The sequence below is a fragment of the Polynucleobacter sp. 80A-SIGWE genome (assembly GCF_018882295.1).
In the GTDB taxonomy this organism is placed as follows: Bacteria; Pseudomonadota; Gammaproteobacteria; order Burkholderiales; family Burkholderiaceae; genus Polynucleobacter.
Genome location: NZ_JACVOR010000002.1, coordinates 480,544 through 497,051, shown reverse-complemented (window position 1 = coordinate 497,051; position 16,508 = coordinate 480,544). Strand labels below are relative to the sequence as shown.

Here is a 16,508-nt window from a genome sequence, read left to right as displayed (position 1 = left end):
GATAAATGATTCGATCATGGACTGTAGCAAGAATGGTGCATTCTTGCTGAGTACAGCCTAATCCTTGCGTAAGCCTTTGACCGCACCACGACTACTCTTGGCGCCCTTCTTGAACCTCTCCTGAATACAATCAGAAAACGCCTGGAACTCAGCTACATGAGCTGTGGATGAGCGGGCTACCAAGGCAATCACTCGCTTAGGCGCGGGCGGCGCCAATGGGCGAGCTTCTAAGCTTGTGCCGTTTAATAAACCACCTCTCACCGCCATCTCTGGCAGCAATGCAATTCCCATTCCGGAGTCGACCATCTGTAGCAGCGTTAGCAAGCTGGTGGCTTCCATGCCATCTGCATTGCGAATATCTGAGCGCTTGCAAGCTTGCAAGGTGTGTTCGCGCAAACAATGCCCTTCTTCTAAAAGCAGCAGCCTCTCTGCCATTTTTGCTGGTAGATGAATCTCCTTACCTTTGAGGGCTGGGTCATCTTCCCTGGCAACCAACCAAAACTCGTCATCAAATAATTCTTTAACCAATAAACCCGAGGTCTCATATGGCAAAGCAATCAGAATGAAATCCAATTGATGCTCCGCCAATCTAGTTAAGAGATTAGCTGTCAGGTCCTCGCGCAATGCAATCTTCAGGCTCGGAAAACGGGTCCGAATATCTGGCATCACATTTGGAAGCAAGAATGGTGCAATGGTTGGGATCACACCAAGGCGAATAGTCCCAGCCATAGGCTTACCTGCAGCATCTGCGTATTCCACTAAATCTTGGGATGAGGCTAGGATCGTCTTCGCCCTCTCCAGAATCTCGAGACCAATGGGGGTAATTGCCACATTTTGACGGTCCCTCTCCACCAAGCGGATCCCTAAGCCGTCCTCAAGCTCTTTTAAGCCCGCACTCAAAGTCGATTGGCCCACGAAGCAGACTTCTGCAGCCCGGGTGAAATTAAGCTCTTGAGCAATTGCTACAAAGTAGCGAAGCTGACGTAATGAAGGTAGAGCAACCATGATTTGCAGATATCCCTATAATCAATTTATTAGATAAATAATATCATTCCTATTCACCATATAAATCATTAATTAGCGACTTCATCCAAATACAGTTTGACCCTGACTTACAACGGAAATCGAAATTAAATTTAAACTGCTCGTAATCTCTTTTAGCAAGGAATCCCTATGAAAACTTGGCAATGTATCGTGTGTGGCTTCAACTATGACGAAGCAAAAGGTTTGCCTGAAGAAGGTATTCCCCCTGGCACCGCGTGGGCTGACATTCCAGATGATTGGGAGTGCCCTGACTGCGGCGTAGCTAAGTCTGATTTTGAAATGGTTCAGACATCGTAATTCACTCAAAGCATTAATGCTTTGAAGTACATCCATAAACGTAATACAGCATATCAATAGGAAACTCCGCCTTGGATCATCAGAACGATTTAACTCAATCAGGCATTGTCATTATCGGCAGTGGCTTAGCCGGCTTTACCGTTATTCGCGAGCTTCGCAAGCTAGATAAAACTATCCCCGTGACTTTAGTGACTCGGGAGCCAGGTTATTTCTATTCAAAGCCTATGCTCTCTACTGCACTCGCCAGCAATAAGTCTGCAGATCAATTAGTTTCTACAAATGCCGAAGGAATGGCAGCCCAACTAGAAATTACGATCGTGAGTGATGCTGATGTCACAGCAATTGATACTGCCGCACAGACAATTACCACTTCCAAAGGAAACATTCCTTACGGGAAGCTAGTGCTGGGCTTAGGCGCAGATCAAATTCGCCTACCCTTACAGGGTGATGCAGCTAATGAAGTCATTACTGTTAACGATCTAGAGGAATATGCTCAATTTCGTAAAACGATTGAAGGCAAAAAACGTATTGCCATTCTTGGGGCTGGCCTCATAGGCTGTGAGTTTGCAAATGATTTAGTTTTGGGCTCTTACGAAGTTGATGTGATTGATCTGGCGCCACAGGCTTTGGGTCGACTTCTTCCCGAGGCCGCAGCCCAAGCTCTGCAAGAAAAACTGAGCGATGCGGGAGTGCGTTGGCACTTTGGAACTACCGTGCAATCGCTTGATCGCAATGCTGACTCCCTATCAATCACTCTCGCCAACGGATCAGTCATTACTAGCGATGTATTTCTATCGGCCGTTGGTTTGAAGCCTCGACTCGATTTAGCTAAGGCTGCGGGAATTGCAACAGGCACAGGCATTACTGTTAATCGCCAACTAGAAACTAGCGCTAAGAATATATTTGCTATCGGTGACTGCGCTGAAGTAGATGGCTTAGTCCTACCTTATGTCATGCCTATCATGCAGGCGGCACGGGCTTTGGCACCAAGCCTGCTTGGACAGCCAGCAGCTCTCACCTACCCTGCTATGCCAGTGATGGTGAAGACACCTTCACTACCAACCATTGTTTCACCACCAGCAAAGGGTGCGGTTGGTGATTGGAAGATTATTCCAGTGGAAGGTGGCCTTGAAGCCCGCTTTGAATCAAGCGATGGGAAATTGCTTGGCTTTGCTTTACTAGGATCTGCGACAGCCCAACGTGGTGCCCTTACAAAAGAACTGCCGCCAATACTGCAATAGAGGCAAGTCTTTGCGACTACCCTCCTAATCACAAACGGATTTAGGAATAAGAAAAGGCCCGCATCTGCGGGCCTTTTTCATGATCTACAGCAGTCTGTTTATGAAACGATAACAAACCAAGTTGAGTTGTGTGATTGAGCAACCATCAAAAACAACATTGGTACAGAAAGCATTGTGTTGAAGCGTGAAGTCAACATCGCAACACGTGCTGACTTTGCTTTAACGTCCGGCTCAACAGCAACGATACCTAAGGCACGTTTTTGATTTGGCCAAATAATGAACCAAACGTTGAAGGCCATTACCAAAGCAATCCACATACCTAAACCAATAGCGCGGAATGGAGCTTGCAAGGTAAACGCTTGATGAGCATAACCATTCAATACAGCCAAGATTAAACCGCTAACAACGGTAAATAAGGCAGCCCAGCGGAACCAAAACAATGCTGTTGGAGCAATTACTTTTCCAATAGCAGGCTTTTGCTCATCTGGGATTTTTGGCATAGAAGGAATCTGCACAAAATTGAAGTACCAAAGCAAACCAATCCACATCACGCCAACCATCACGTGAATCCAGCGGAACAAGAATGGCAATTCAATAGAGCTGAGGTTTGCACCTAAAGCCAAAACAATTAAAACGAGGAGCACAAAACCAGCTAAAACTGTGCGCCCTAATGAGGTCAAAATGGATGACATAAAGGTATCTCCTAAATATAAGAATTCGCTGTAACTATAAACGATTCTGCTGTTTTTGTTTGAAGGTTGGCTATTGCCGTTTTACTGGGCCGTCCAGCCGCCATCCATGTTCCAGGCTACTCCGCGCACTTCAGAGGCATCAGGGCCGCAAAGGAAAACAGCCAGTGCGGCTAATTGCTCTGGGGCCACGAATTCACCTGAAGGCTGCTTCTCTGAAACCAGGGCTTTTTTGGCCTCTTCGTTAGAAATTCCATCGCGCTCTGCACGTGCATCTACTTGCTTTTGAACCAGAGGGGTAAGGACCCAGCCTGGACAAATTGCATTGCAGGTGATTCCGGTTTTAGCATTCTCGAGTGCAGTCACTTTAGTTAAGCCAACGATGCCATGCTTAGCGGCTACATAAGCAGATTTTTGGACGGAGCCAACTAAACCATGAACCGAGGCAATATTAATAATGCGACCCCAATTACGCTTCTTCATTCCAGGCAAAGCATGGTGAGATGTATAGAAAGCTGAACTTAAGTTAATCGCAATGATCGATTCCCACTTATCAGTCGGAAAGTCTTCAACGTTAGCCGTGTACTGAATGCCTGCGTTGTTCACTAATATATCGAGTGAACCAAAACGCTTTTCAGTTTGCTGAATCAAATCCTCAATCTCAGCAGGCTTGCTCATGTCGGCACCGTGATAATCAACCTCAACACCACAAGCTTTGATAGCAGCAATAGCGGCATCTTTTTCACCAAAGCCATTCACCATAATATTGACGCCCTGCTTTGCCAATCCAATCGCCATTGCTAAACCAATACCGCTAGTTGAGCCAGTGACTAGAGCTGTTTTACCTTTTAAATGAGACATGATTGTCCTCTCGGGATATTTACAAGAAAAATATAGGATACAACGGAAGAATTTAGATTAGATGGAGCCAGTGCCCCAATTGATGCCAAGCGCTCGTGGGCACTAGGGTTAGCAGCCAAGTCAGCGTCAAATAGCGGAGCAACTTACCAATAAACATATAGATGAGGCAAGGCAGCCAAGGCAGTCTGAGCCACCCCGCAGCCAAGCAAAGGGGGTCACCGAAGCCAGGCAGCCACGACAAAACCAGCATCTTCGGCCCCCGCTCTTCCAACCAGCGCTGCATTCTGCCATTGGAAGGCCCTTTTAGTGACTCAAAGCTATTACGACTAAGTAGCCCAAGCCACCAGTCAAACATACCCCCCAATGTGTTGCCTATCGTAGCCACGCCTATAGCAACCCAATATAAATGGGGGTTCACTGAAACATACCCAAAAAGTATGGGCTCAGATCCCACAGGCAGCAAGGTTGCAGAAATAAAGGCGCTAATAAATACTGCCGGCAAACCAACCGATGGCATCCCAAAGAAGTCAAAAAACTGACTCAGCATTTGCTCCATTAAGCAAAGACTCCAAGCGGGATAGAAAGTAAGGATGAGACCATTCCTCAAGTATGCCCCAATAGGCATTGAGATCAGCCATATAGGCGAAGCTGAGGTCCTTTTTGAGTTGCCCACACTTTTAGATTCTTGCTTAAACTGTAGGGATTCGCATATTCCTTAACCTCTTTTATTGATAGACCGCCAAATGAATCACCCCATCCCCAAGCCAGACCAATACCAAGATATGCGTGAAGCCTTGCGCGATCTTTGCGGCAGTTTTGACTCCGCTTATTGGCAAAAGGTGGATCATGAAAGAGCCTACCCAGAAGCCTTTGTTGATGCAATGGCACAGGCAGGTTGGTTGGCAGCCTTAATCCCAGAAGAATTCGGTGGCTCTGGTCTAGGCCTTGCTGAAGCCTCGGTCATCATGGAAGAGATTAATTTCTCGGGCGGTAATGCAGGCTCTTGTCACGGCCAGATGTACAACATGGGCACCTTATTGCGCCATGGCTCTGATGCCCAAAAGAAGCTCTATCTCCCCAAAATCGCTACCGGTGAATTACGCCTCCAGACAATGGCAGTTACTGAGCCCACTACTGGCACAGATACCACCAAGCTCAAAACTACTGCCGTCAAAAAGGGTGACAAGTATGTCGTGAATGGTCAGAAGGTTTGGATCTCCCGTATTCAGCATTCTGATTTAATGATTCTACTGGCGCGCACCACTCCCCTGGCTGAAGTGAAGAAAAAATCAGAGGGCATGTCGATCTTTATCGTTGACCTTAAAGAAGCGATTGGCAAAGGTATGGCGATCCAGCCGATTGCCAATATGGTGAATCATGAAACCAACGAAGTCTTCTTTGACAACCTAGAAATTCCTGCCGAGAATTTGATCGGCGAAGAAGGTCAAGGATTTAAATACATTCTTGATGGACTCAATGCTGAGCGCACGCTGATCGCTGCTGAATGTATTGGTGATGCTTACTGGTTTGTAGACAAAGCACGTCGCTATGCAAATGAGCGCGTGGTATTTGATCGACCCATTGGGAAGAACCAAGGCATTCAGTTTCCGATTGCGGATTCTTATATCGAAACAGAGGCGGCTAACCTGATGCGCTTTAAAGCCTGCGAGCTTTTTGATGCCAAGCTAGCTTGTGGCGCTGAATCTAATATGGCCAAGTACCTAGCAGCAAAAGCATCATGGGAGGCTGCTAACGTATGCCTGCAAACCCATGGTGGCTTTGGTTTCGCTAATGAATACGATGTTGAACGTAAGTTCCGAGAAACCCGCCTCTACCAAGTGGCACCAATTTCAACTAACTTAATTTATTCCTATGTAGCCGAGCATGTCCTGGGACTCCCCCGCTCTTTCTAATTCTTTAGGCCTTTTCATTTATTCAGTTGGGTAAGTAATTACATGAGCATTCGCCCTTTAGATGGCATCACCGTGGTTTCTCTGGAGCATGCCATTGCCGCTCCTTTTTGTACGCGCCAATTAGCAGATTTAGGAGCAAGGGTCATTAAGGTCGAGCGGCCTGGCGCTGGCGACTTTGCTCGTGCTTATGATGAGCGTGTTAATGGCATGTCATCGCACTTCACTTGGGTAAATCGCTCCAAGGAAAGTTTAACCTTAGATCTCAAACAAGAATCTGCACTAACAGCACTCAAGACACTACTAAAAACAGCTGACGTGCTAGTGCAAAACTTGGCGCCTGGTGCAGCTGCACGCATGGGACTCACCGCAGAAATTCTGCAGAAGGACAATCCAGGTTTGATTTTGTGCGACATCTCAGGCTATGGAAATAATGGGCCTTATCGCGATAAGAAAGCGTACGACTTACTGATTCAAAGTGAAGCCGGATTCTTATCTGTTACAGGTACCCCAGAAACTCCCAGCAAAGCAGGAAACTCCATTGCCGATATTGCTGCAGGCATGTATGCCTATACCAATGTGCTGGCAGCCCTATTGCAAAGAGGTAAGACTGGCAAGGGGTCTACGATTGATGTGTCCATGCTTGAATCACTCGGGGAATGGATGAGTTACCCACTCTACTATGCCTATGAAGGTGCCGCCCCTCCCCCTCGTAATGGCGCATCTCATGCCACGATCTACCCCTATGGACCGTTTAAGGCGAGTGATGGCGGTACCGTCATGTTGGGCCTCCAAAACGATCGTGAATGGGTTTTATTCTGCGAGGTAGTGCTCGGGAATCAGGCGCTTGCCAAAGATGAACGTTTTGATAAAAACTTCAAGCGCAATGAAAAGCGAGATGAATTGCTCTCAATCATTGATGCCTGTTTTAGCAAACTGACAACCGAACAAGTTATTGCAAAATTAGATGAAGCCCAAATTGCTAATGCTCGTCTCAATGATATGCAGGGCTTATGGAATCACGAACAACTCAAAGCGCGAGATCGTTGGGTGCAAGTTGGTTCGCCTGTAGGCTCTATTCCGGCTATGCTGCCCCCAGGAAGCAACAGCAGCTTCGACTACCGTATGGATGAAATCCCATCTGTAGGTCAGCACACCAATGCAATCCTAGGTGAACTTGGTATGACGGCGAGCGAGATTGAGGCTATGCGCGCGCAAGGAGCAATTTAAAGTAAGGGTGAAGCTAAGTGCGCTGCGTTCTCTAGCAAGACACGCCACCGTGGTCGCTTAGCCCAACTTACTGGGTTCACCATATCTGATTGAGCCAGGTAGGAGTCAATCAAAGTTTCAAGTTTGGCGCAAAACTCATCGTTGTATACGATCAAGCTAATTTCAAAATTGAGGCGCAAGCTGCGTTGATCAAAATTAACCGAACCGAATATCGCTACACGCTTATCTATTAATAAGCTCTTCGTATGCAATAGGCCACCATGAAATTCAGCGATGTTGACACCAGCATTCATGAGATCGGAATAGAAGCTGCGGCTACTCCAAGCGACCAATGTGGAGTCATTTAATTTTGGAACAATGAGCGTTACATTGACGCCCCGACCCGCTGCTGCCATCAATGCCTGAATCAAACCATCATCCGGACCAAAGTAAGGCGTAGTAATCGTCAGTTCCTTACGTGCATCCATGATGGCGGATAGCAGTACCTGATACAAGATATCGTCGCGATATACCGGACCCGATGAAAACTCTTGAGCTAGCGCCCGACCTTCTGTCGGATTTGCGGCTGGCGCCACATCATTGAAGTGCGTAATCTTCGGATTGTCCACGCTCCAGTCAAATGAAAAGGTCAGCTCAAACTGGGATGCCACCGGCCCTTCAATTCTGACCATGGCATCAACCCATTCACCCACACCCGAGTCTTGCTTAAAGCTGCGTGGATCGACCATGTTCATACTGCCAGTCCAAACGATGGCGTTATCAATCACAAATATTTTTCGATGCAGTCGAAGATCGGCACGGCGAAATTGGAAGCGGCCAATTTGAATTGGCAAGGCCTCAGTCACTTCAATGCCAGCGTCCCTGAAACGCTTAGGCCAAGTTGATTTGAACCAATCCTTACTACCTAAAGAATCCAATAACACTTTACAAGCTACGCCACGCTTAGCGGCTGCAATTAAGGCCTCACCAACACGATCGGCATCACCACCGAGAGCCCATATATAGAATTCCAAATGCAGCGTTGTTTTAGCTTGATTAATCTCATCAATAAATAGCTGCAAGATCTTAAGAGAACTCGTAAACAATTCAATCTTATTGCCAGCAATTACCGGTGAGCCATTATTCGATTCCGCCAATAGACTTAGCGCTCTACCCTCAATTGGCAGTAACTGCTTATCAGCCTGATAGCGCTGACGCATACTTTCAGTGATAGCTGCATATTCCTTATCCATGCGAATAATTTTTCGGGTCAGCTTACGCCCCACAGGACGCTCACCAATCAAAATATACAAACCAATTCCAATTAATGGAACGAGAACCACAATCAGAAACCATGCGAGGACAACAGCAACTGGCCGTCTTACCGAGATTAATCGGAATCCAAATAGAATCACAATAGCGATGTGCAGAATTGGAACCCAGATTAATGAGAAGCCAAAGATAGTTCCCAGTAAATAATTTAAAAAGCTCATTCGATTTCCAGTTCCGCCGTAATACCTAGGTGATCAGACAATTTAAGCCATTCATACAAGACTTTTGCAGAATGGATTTTTAGACCTCGCACATAAATCCGATCCATCGGAAGCATTGGCTTCACGCTGGGAAAGGTTTTTGCAGGAGAGCCGGTAAGAACCTCAAATACTTCATTAAAGCCGGCCGCTTGCATTGGCGCGCTCACGCGATTGCGCCAATCATTAAAGTCGCCCGCCACAATGGTTGGGCCGCCACCTGCAAGAGTATCAATGTAACGAATGATCTCATCCAATTGACGCTCCCGCCCTCTCTCAAATAAAGCCAGGTGCACACAAAAACAATGGATGGGTGTTGGCACACCTTCTAATTGAGTAATGCTGTGAAGTAAGCCACGCCGCTCAAATCGATAAGCAGAAATATCGTAGTTTTCACCCTTGTGCAATGGTCTCTTAGAAAGAATGGCGTTGCCATGATGGCCATCGGGATACTCGACATTTTTACCGTAGTGCCAATCATGCCAAAAATCTTCAGACAAAAAATGGGTTAACTCCATCAAGGGCCATTGACCAAATCGCCTGATTCGACCCCGATGCTCTTGTTGAAGCTCTTGCAAGAAAAGTAAATCAGGGTGGTGGCTACGCATTTTTTGACGCAGCTCGTAGATGGTAGATTTTCTGTGCAATGGAGATAAGCCCTTATGCACATTCATCGTCATGACGCTAAAGCGACCTAAATGGACTTGGCTCATTAAAACTGCCCTGCAGCGCGTTGTCGTCTTACACGCGCCAAATAGATTTCACCTTCAACTAAATCCTGGCATTGCATGCACTTATTGCAAATCGAGGCCTGCTCACGCAACTCATCAATGGAGTCGATCGGATGCTCGTCGAGATATTCACGAAGATCGACATCGAGGACCTCATTACAGAGGCAAATGACTTCAGCCATGAGTTAAAAAAGGGAAATTGTTTGCATTTATGCCATTTTGCCACCGCCTTGCTAGAATCGAACCCATGTTTACGACCTTTCAGGATGCCCTCGGACTGCTTGTGCATTTAGATGCCGGAGTGGTTGGCATCGTACTGGTCTCACTTCAGGTGAGCTTGAGCGCCCTGCTACTTGGCACCTTGCTTGGCCTGCCGATTGGTGCCCTACTAGCTACTGAAGAATTTAAGGGCAAACAGTCAATAACCGTCAGCTTAAATACCCTTATGGGCGTACCTACAGTCATCGTTGGCGTCGTGGTCTACCTTTTACTCTCCCGAACAGGGCCATTAGGAGTGTGGGGTTGGCTTTTTACACCCAAGGGCATGATCCTAGCCCAAACACTGCTGACAACACCCTTAATTGCAGCCCTAAGCCGCCAAATCCTCGAGGATTCCTGGAGAATTCATCGGGATTCGTTTAGAGCACTCCGACTTCCCAGACTTTCTGCCCTGAAATGGCTAATTTGGGACTGCCGCTTCTCCCTGACGATTGCCGTCCTAGCGGGATTGGCCAGAGCAATATCCGAGGTGGGCGCAGTCATGATCGTGGGCGGCAATATTGACCGCTCTACCCGCACCATGACCACAGCAATTGCCCTTGAAACCAGTAAAGGGGATCTGCCCCTCGCCCTAGCTTTGGGCATTATTTTGCTCGGGATTGTATTGCTAGCAAACCTATTTACATTTGTAGTTCGCCAAATTGCAGAGCGTCGCTATGGTTAATAGTTTGGAACAATTTCAGCAGTTCATTGAGCTCAAAGGCGTCATTGTCAAAAGTGATGGTCGGATCATCTTAGATATTCCTCATGCAGTCATTCCGGCAGATCGAATTTGCGCCTGCATTGGCCCTAATGGTGCTGGAAAGACAACACTGCTGAAGTTACTGGATGGCTTAATTAAGCCAGATTTAGGAACGGTAACTTATTCAACTGTAGGCATCCGCTCTGCCCTAGTTCTCCACCACACGCCAATGATCAAAGCCTCAGCAAGAACCAACCTTGCCATGGTGAAGGACTCAGATTCTTCTATTGGTTCAGTCCAAATTGATGAAGTCATTGAGCAGATTGGCTTAAGCCATCTTGCCAACAGTCCTGCCCACAAACTCTCAGCAGGTGAAAGACAAAAGCTTTGTCTAGGGAGAGCCATTTTGCAAAAGCCGAATTTAGTTTTGCTGGATGAACCTACGGCCAATCTCGATCCCAATACGACCGAGCAAGTTGAAGAAATTATTCGTCAATTCAAGCTTCAAGGCTCAGATGTGATCTTCACATCCCATCAGCTTGCGCAAGTGCAAAGGCTAGCGGAATACATCATCTTCATTGATCAGGGCCAGATAAAAGAAAAAGGACCCGTAGGCCCTTTCTTTGCTGATCCTCAGACTCAAGCAGCTAAGCGCTACTTACATCAAGAGTTACTTTCAGACTAATTACTTTGCTGCTGGTACTGGCGCAGGAGCTGCAGCTGCTGCCACTGGTGCCACGAATGGTGGCGGAGCTACACAAGCTGCTGGAGCTGGAGTGCCAGGCACTCTAAATTGGTCAGCCACTCGATTTTGCGCCTGGCATAACTTGAATGCCCCAACCCTGTCTCCATATGCAGCCTTTGCTTTAGCCAAGGTTGCAGCCTCTTGAGCTTCAGGCGTTAAAGGTGGCAAGGCGGCAAATGCAGCCGCAGTTGCAAATGAACAGAGTGTGAAAGCGATGATTTTTTTCATGGCTTTGTCCTTATTTATTAATCTTGTTGTACCAAATTTCATGGTGTTCTTTAGCCCAAGTTGCATCAACGTAGCCAGTCTTCATGCCGTCGATTGAACCCTGCATACCAACTGTACCGATGTAGATGTGACCCATCGCCATTGCTGTCATCAAGATAGCAGCAGAGCTATGAATGATGTTGGCCAACTGCATAGTGCCGCGCAAGTACTGGATGTCCATGAATGGAACGATCATGTCGAGCACAAATCCTGAGGCAGAAATAATCAAGCCTAGGAATACCATGCCAAACCAGAACCAAAACTTCTCACCAAAGTTAAAGAAGCCAGCTGGCACATGCTTACCAGAGAAGATTCCACCGAATGACATCAACCAAGCCATATCGCCTTCTCCAAAAATGTTCTTACGAACAAAGAGGAAGAAGAAAATGACAATGCTTAATGTAAACAATGGACCAGTGAAATTATGGATGTTTTTGCAAAGCATCAAGAATGAGCCGTAAGCAGCACCACCCATCAATGGCATTGCGAAGAACTTGCCGTACAAAATCAGAAGGCCAGTAAATGCAAGAGCAATAAAGCTAAATGCCATAGTCCAGTGAGTGAGACGATCAAAGCCATTAAAACGTTTAATCTTTGTGCCAGATAAAGGCTCATGCAACTTGATTGGGCCTTTAACCATATACATTGCAATCACACCGAAGAATGCAAGTGCAAGCAACCAGCCGCCATACACAGTAATCACACCATTACGAATCAAGCGCCATTGCTGACCAGAGCGCTGAATCAATACACTCGCCTCTTTATCAGGAATGCTGACGTAGTTGTAAGGATCGCTGTTGGCTGTATCCCAGATAGCACCCTCTTTTGGAGCTGTATTTGCTGGCTGTGATTGAGCTTGAGTTCCATTAGGAATCGCATTGAGATTCTTTGGAATATCAATGCCGCTTGGGCTTGGTAATGGTTGCATTGGCGCGCGTTCAGCCAAGCTCACACCACTCAATAAACTTAGTGATACACCCAGGGCCAGCACCCATGAGCGACTAACACTTGAAAATGATCGATTCATACAAATATCCTTAAACGTTTTCGTTTTATTTATTGTTGTTTAACTGATCACTTAGCGCGTGAATACTCAGATTGCTTCTGATTGCGCTTGTTAATCGCCTCCGTCCAACTAGCTTGATCACCCGGAGTCCAGCCCTTTGTCATAAATCCATTATCAGCACCCATGTAAGGGGCTACGTCAGGACGCTTTGCAGCTTTCGCTGCAATTTCAGGAGGCTCTGAGCAGGCAACCAAGAAAGCACCAGCCGCTAAACATAAACCGAGAGTTTTGAAATTCAATTTCATGACTTTGCTCCTGGAATTTTGTCAGCAGGCGTTGGTTTAGGTGCAGGAGATCCTGATGGACCGTAAGCAGTAGACCAACCAAAGATATCGTTACTTGGATATCGACCATTTGCTTCGCGTATTGACACCCGTTTGGCGTAAATAGAAGAAATCACTTCGTCATCGCCACCAATCAATGCCTTGGTTGAACACATCTCAGCACATAAAGGCAACTTACCTTCAGCCAAGCGGTTACGGCCATACTTCTCAAACTCAGCAACGCTACCGTTTGCTTCTGGACCACCACTACAGAATGTGCACTTGTCCATCTTGCTGCGGGAACCAAAAGCACCCTTGCTCAGGAACTGAGGAGCGCCAAATGGGCAGGCAAAAGAGCAGTAACCACAACCGATACAGATGTCTTTGTCATGCAATACGACACCTTCATCGGTACGGTAGAAGCAATCCACTGGACAGACAGCCATACAAGGCGCATCTGAGCAGTGCATACAAGCAACTGATACAGATTTCTCTTGGCCAATTACGCCGTCATTCACCGTTACAACGCGGCGACGAGTAATACCCCAAGGTACTTCGTTATCGTTTTTACAAGCTGTGACACAGCCGTTGCACTCAATGCATCGTTCTGTATCACAAATAAATTTCATTCTTGCCATGATGTTCTCCTGACTTTATTTTTTAACTTAGGCAAATTTTTCGATTTGGCACATGGTGGTTTTAGTTTCTTGCATCATCGTTACCTGGTCGTAGCCGTAGGTAGTTGCAGTATTCACCGCTTCACCTTGAACTACTGGGGCAGCGCCCTCTGGGTAATATTTGCGCAAGTCATTACCTTGCCACCAACCGGCAAAGTGGAATGGTACGAATGCAGTACCTTGATCAACACGTGGAGTTACCAATGCACGCACTTTGATCTTGGCACCTGTTGGTGACTTAACCCAGACGTAATCCCAGTTCTTAATGCCACGGTCTTCTGCAGCCTTAGGATTGATCTCCACAAAGTTTTCTTGTTGCAACTCAGCCAACCATGGGTTGGAACGAGTTTCGTCTCCTCCACCTTCGTACTCAACTAAACGACCGGAGGTCAGAATGATTGGGAACTTCTCGTAGAGCTTCTCATTCAAGTTCTTATCCTGAACTGTTTTGTAGAGAGTCGGCAAGCGCCAGAAATTCTTCTTGTCCGCAGATGTTGGGTACTTACGCATCATTGGCTCATTGGTACTGTAGAGCGCTTCGCGGTGAGTTGGAATTGCATCTGGGAAGTTCCATACAACTGCACGCGCTTTTGCGTTACCAAATGGATGGCAACCGTTTTTCATTACTACGCGTTGGATACCGCCAGATAAGTCAGTCTTCCAGTTTTTACCTTCGGCAAGCTTTTGCTCTTCCTCAGTCAACTGATTCCACCAACCGAGTTTTTTCACGAGTACGTGATCAAATTCTGGATAGCCAGTGGTGATTGCTGAACCTTTGGAATAAGAACCATCTTCTGCCAATAAATTCTTACCGTCTTTTTCCACGCCAAAGTTGGCACGGAAATTACCGCCGCCTTCCATGACGCTCTTGCTAGTGTCGTAGAGGTTTGGTGAGCCTGGATGTTTGATAGCGGCAGTGCCGTAGCAAGGCCAAGGCAAACCATAGTAATCACCCGTTGTGTCGTAACCAGTTACTGGATCAACGCCACCGCGTGACTTCAATGTCTTCGGATCAAATACGCCCGCCATTCTCATGTGAGCCTTTAAGCGCTCAGGAGTTTGACCGGTGTAACCAATTGTCCATACTGAACGATTAATTTCGCGCAAGATGGATTCAATTTCAGGCTCTTTCCACTGCTTACCAGCAAATTTGGAATTGAGCATCTTGTAGTTCTTTGAAAGCTCTTCACCGAAACCAAGGCGATCAGCAAATGCTTGCATGATGACGTGGTCAGGAACAGATTCAAACAATGGATCAATCACTTTCTCACGCCACTGCAATGAGCGGTTTGAAGCAGTAGCTGAACCAGTTGTTTCAAACTGAGTTGTAGCTGGCAACAAGTAAACATTGCGATTTTTGTTTACTGTCTGACCTTCTGCAGGCGGCATTGCTGCCATTGCAGCAGTAGCACTTGGATAAGGATCAACAACAACCAATAAATCTAACTTATCCATCGCGCGCTTCATATCTAAGCCGCGAGTTTGTGAGTTTGGTGCGTGACCCCAGAAGAACAAACCTTTTACATTGGTTTGTTGATCAATCATGTCATTCTTTTCAAGCACCGCATCAACCCAACGAGAAACCGTTGTACCGGACTTCTCCATCATGTCTGGTGCATAGCGACCTTTGATCCACTCATAGTCAACACCCCACACTGTTGCAAAGTGTTTCCATGAACCTGCTGCAAGGCCATAGTAGCCAGGCAATGAGTCTGGGTTTGGACCTACGTCAGTTGCACCTTGAACGTTATCGTGACCGCGGAAAATGTTTGCGCCACCACCGGACTTGCCGATGTTGCCTAAAGCCAATTGCAGGATGCAAGACGCACGAACCATGGCATTACCAATGGTGTGCTGTGTTTGACCCATACACCAGACCAAAGTGCTTGGGCGATTCTTCGCCATTGTTTCAGCAACCTTGTACATCTGCGCTTCTGGAACGCCACAAGCCTCTTCAACATTCTTTGGAGTCCACTTCTCCATCACTTCTTTGCGGATCTCATCCATGCCGTATACGCGGTCGTTGATGTACTTCTTATCTTCCCAGCCATTGTTGAAGATGTGATACAGAACACCGAACAAGAATGGAATATCTGTACCAGAACGAATACGAACATACTGATCAGACTTAGCTGCAGTACGGGTGTAGCGTGGGTCAACTACGATGACCTTGCAACCATTTTCTTTTGCATGCAACAAGCTGAGCATGGACACTGGGTGCGCTTCTGCAGCGTTAGAGCCAATGTACAAAGCTGCCTTGGCATTCATCATGTCGTTGTAGCTATTGGTCATCGCACCATAGCCCCAGGTGTTTGCAACACCGGCAACTGTAGTGGAGTGACAGATACGTGCTTGATGGTCTGTGTTGTTGGTTCCAAAGAAAGAAACCCACTTACGCATTAAGTAAGCTTGCTCGTTATTGTGCTTAGAGGAGCCAATAAAGAAGAGTGAATCTGGACTGTACTTGCTACGCAAATCTTTCATCTGCGCAGTGATTTCAGTTAAGGCTTGATCCCAAGAAATTCTTTGGTACTTGCCATCAACCAACTTCATTGGGTAGCGAAGACGGAAATCTCCATGTCCATGCTCACGCAGAGATGCGCCCTTAGCACAGTAAGCACCCAAGTTAATCGGGGAATCAAATGCGGAGTCTTGACGAACCCAAACACCATTCTCAACAGTAGCGTCAGTTGCGCAACCTACGGAGCAGTGAGTACAAATCGTTCTCTTAACTTCAATCTTGCCCTTGCCATCCAACATTGCCTTGCTTTGTTCTGCTGAGGCCTTTTGGACTAAGCTCAATTGGCTTGCTGCGATACCAGCACCAACACCTACGCCAGAGCGCTTGAGGAAGGTACGACGATCCATCGTTGGCACAGCAGACTGAAGTCCGCGTGACAAGCTACCGATGAGGCGCGATGCAGGTGTAGAGCGGCCGCTCTGTGGGGTATTGGATTTACGAGTCAGACTCATATGTTGTCCCTGAGAAAATATTTTTATTTAATTATTTGGAAACGA

At 46.9% G+C, this 16,508-nt stretch carries 18 protein-coding genes; 6 read left to right on the top strand and 12 right to left on the bottom strand.

Annotated elements, in window-relative coordinates; genetic code table 11:
- Window positions 1-57: 57 nt before the first annotated feature.
- Window positions 58-1,005 (bottom strand): hydrogen peroxide-inducible genes activator, encoded by a 948-nt coding sequence (locus tag ICN25_RS07310; protein WP_216180765.1) that lies wholly within the window; start codon window positions 1,003-1,005, stop codon window positions 58-60.
- 168 nt (window positions 1,006-1,173) lie between these two features.
- Between ICN25_RS07310 and ICN25_RS07305 the strand changes: the two genes are divergently transcribed.
- A complete protein-coding gene (locus ICN25_RS07305; protein WP_216180761.1) occupies window positions 1,174-1,341 on the top strand; it encodes a rubredoxin in 168 nt (55 codons plus the stop codon).
- A gap of 71 nt (window positions 1,342-1,412) precedes the next feature.
- Window positions 1,413-2,582 (top strand): NAD(P)/FAD-dependent oxidoreductase, encoded by a 1,170-nt coding sequence (locus ICN25_RS07300; RefSeq protein ID WP_216180758.1) that lies wholly within the window; start codon window positions 1,413-1,415, stop codon window positions 2,580-2,582.
- Between the two features lie 98 nt (window positions 2,583-2,680).
- On the opposite strand, the gene ICN25_RS07295 is transcribed toward ICN25_RS07300, so the two are convergent.
- The 3 genes from ICN25_RS07295 to ICN25_RS07285 form a co-directional block, all read right to left on the bottom strand.
- Window positions 2,681-3,274 carry a urate hydroxylase PuuD gene (locus tag ICN25_RS07295; RefSeq protein ID WP_216180743.1) on the bottom strand — a complete coding sequence of 198 codons (594 nt, stop codon included), beginning with the start codon at window positions 3,272-3,274 and terminating at the stop codon, window positions 2,681-2,683.
- Window positions 3,275-3,355: 81 nt separating this feature from the next.
- Window positions 3,356-4,132: a 3-hydroxybutyrate dehydrogenase gene (locus ICN25_RS07290; RefSeq protein ID WP_216180740.1), complete on the bottom strand. Its 777-nt coding sequence runs from the start codon at window positions 4,130-4,132 to the stop codon at window positions 3,356-3,358.
- Window positions 4,133-4,184: 52 nt separating this feature from the next.
- Window positions 4,185-4,679, bottom strand: a complete 495-nt coding sequence (locus ICN25_RS07285) for a YqaA family protein (RefSeq protein ID WP_255536720.1) — start codon at window positions 4,677-4,679, stop codon at window positions 4,185-4,187.
- A 196-nt stretch (window positions 4,680-4,875) separates the two neighbouring features.
- On the opposite strand from ICN25_RS07285, the gene ICN25_RS07280 reads away from it, so the two are divergent.
- Complete coding sequence (locus ICN25_RS07280) at window positions 4,876-6,045, top strand: acyl-CoA dehydrogenase family protein (RefSeq protein ID WP_216180735.1); 1,170 nt, start codon at window positions 4,876-4,878, stop codon at window positions 6,043-6,045.
- Window positions 6,046-6,087: 42 nt separating this feature from the next.
- Window positions 6,088-7,272 (top strand): CaiB/BaiF CoA-transferase family protein, encoded by a 1,185-nt coding sequence (locus ICN25_RS07275; RefSeq protein ID WP_216180732.1) that lies wholly within the window; start codon window positions 6,088-6,090, stop codon window positions 7,270-7,272.
- Here ICN25_RS07275 and cls read toward each other — a convergent pair.
- From cls to ICN25_RS07260, 3 genes are read right to left on the bottom strand one after another with little or no spacing between them, the layout of a single operon-like run.
- On the bottom strand, window positions 7,269-8,744 hold the full coding sequence (gene cls / locus ICN25_RS07270; protein WP_216180729.1) for a cardiolipin synthase: 1,476 nt from the start codon (window positions 8,742-8,744) through the stop codon (window positions 7,269-7,271). The two genes, ICN25_RS07275 and cls, sit on opposite strands and share 4 nt — an antisense overlap.
- Complete coding sequence (locus ICN25_RS07265; RefSeq protein WP_216180726.1) at window positions 8,741-9,493, bottom strand: endonuclease/exonuclease/phosphatase family protein; 753 nt, start codon at window positions 9,491-9,493, stop codon at window positions 8,741-8,743. Before ICN25_RS07265 ends, cls begins: the two co-directional genes overlap by 4 nt.
- Window positions 9,493-9,693 carry a hypothetical protein gene (locus tag ICN25_RS07260; protein WP_215333433.1) on the bottom strand — a complete coding sequence of 67 codons (201 nt, stop codon included), beginning with the start codon at window positions 9,691-9,693 and terminating at the stop codon, window positions 9,493-9,495. The genes ICN25_RS07265 and ICN25_RS07260 overlap by 1 nt, the downstream gene beginning before the upstream one ends.
- A 65-nt stretch (window positions 9,694-9,758) precedes the next feature.
- On the opposite strand from ICN25_RS07260, the gene ICN25_RS07255 reads away from it, so the two are divergent.
- Together ICN25_RS07255 and ICN25_RS07250 are read left to right on the top strand one after the other, a co-directional pair.
- Window positions 9,759-10,454, top strand: coding sequence for an ABC transporter permease (locus ICN25_RS07255; RefSeq protein WP_216180723.1), 696 nt, complete (start codon window positions 9,759-9,761; stop codon window positions 10,452-10,454).
- Entirely contained in the window at window positions 10,447-11,157 is a 711-nt protein-coding gene (locus ICN25_RS07250; RefSeq protein WP_216180720.1) for an ABC transporter ATP-binding protein, read from the top strand. Before ICN25_RS07255 ends, ICN25_RS07250 begins: the two co-directional genes overlap by 8 nt.
- On the opposite strand, the gene ICN25_RS07245 is transcribed toward ICN25_RS07250, so the two are convergent.
- Genes ICN25_RS07245 through ICN25_RS07225 form a run of 5 tightly spaced genes read right to left on the bottom strand, consistent with a single transcriptional unit; the run spans window position 11,158 to window position 16,463 of the window.
- Window positions 11,158-11,445: a hypothetical protein gene (locus tag ICN25_RS07245; RefSeq protein WP_216180717.1), complete on the bottom strand. Its 288-nt coding sequence runs from the start codon at window positions 11,443-11,445 to the stop codon at window positions 11,158-11,160.
- A 10-nt stretch (window positions 11,446-11,455) separates the two neighbouring features.
- On the bottom strand, window positions 11,456-12,511 hold the full coding sequence (locus ICN25_RS07240) for a formate dehydrogenase subunit gamma (RefSeq protein WP_216180714.1): 1,056 nt from the start codon (window positions 12,509-12,511) through the stop codon (window positions 11,456-11,458).
- 47 nt (window positions 12,512-12,558) lie between these two features.
- Window positions 12,559-12,795: a hypothetical protein gene (locus tag ICN25_RS07235; protein WP_215333438.1), complete on the bottom strand. Its 237-nt coding sequence runs from the start codon at window positions 12,793-12,795 to the stop codon at window positions 12,559-12,561.
- Entirely contained in the window at window positions 12,792-13,451 is a 660-nt protein-coding gene (gene fdh3B, locus ICN25_RS07230; RefSeq protein ID WP_216180711.1) for a formate dehydrogenase FDH3 subunit beta, read from the bottom strand. The genes ICN25_RS07235 and fdh3B overlap by 4 nt, the downstream gene beginning before the upstream one ends.
- Window positions 13,452-13,478: 27 nt before the next feature.
- On the bottom strand, window positions 13,479-16,463 hold the full coding sequence (locus tag ICN25_RS07225) for a formate dehydrogenase subunit alpha (protein WP_216180708.1): 2,985 nt from the start codon (window positions 16,461-16,463) through the stop codon (window positions 13,479-13,481).
- Window positions 16,464-16,508 lie beyond the last annotated feature (45 nt).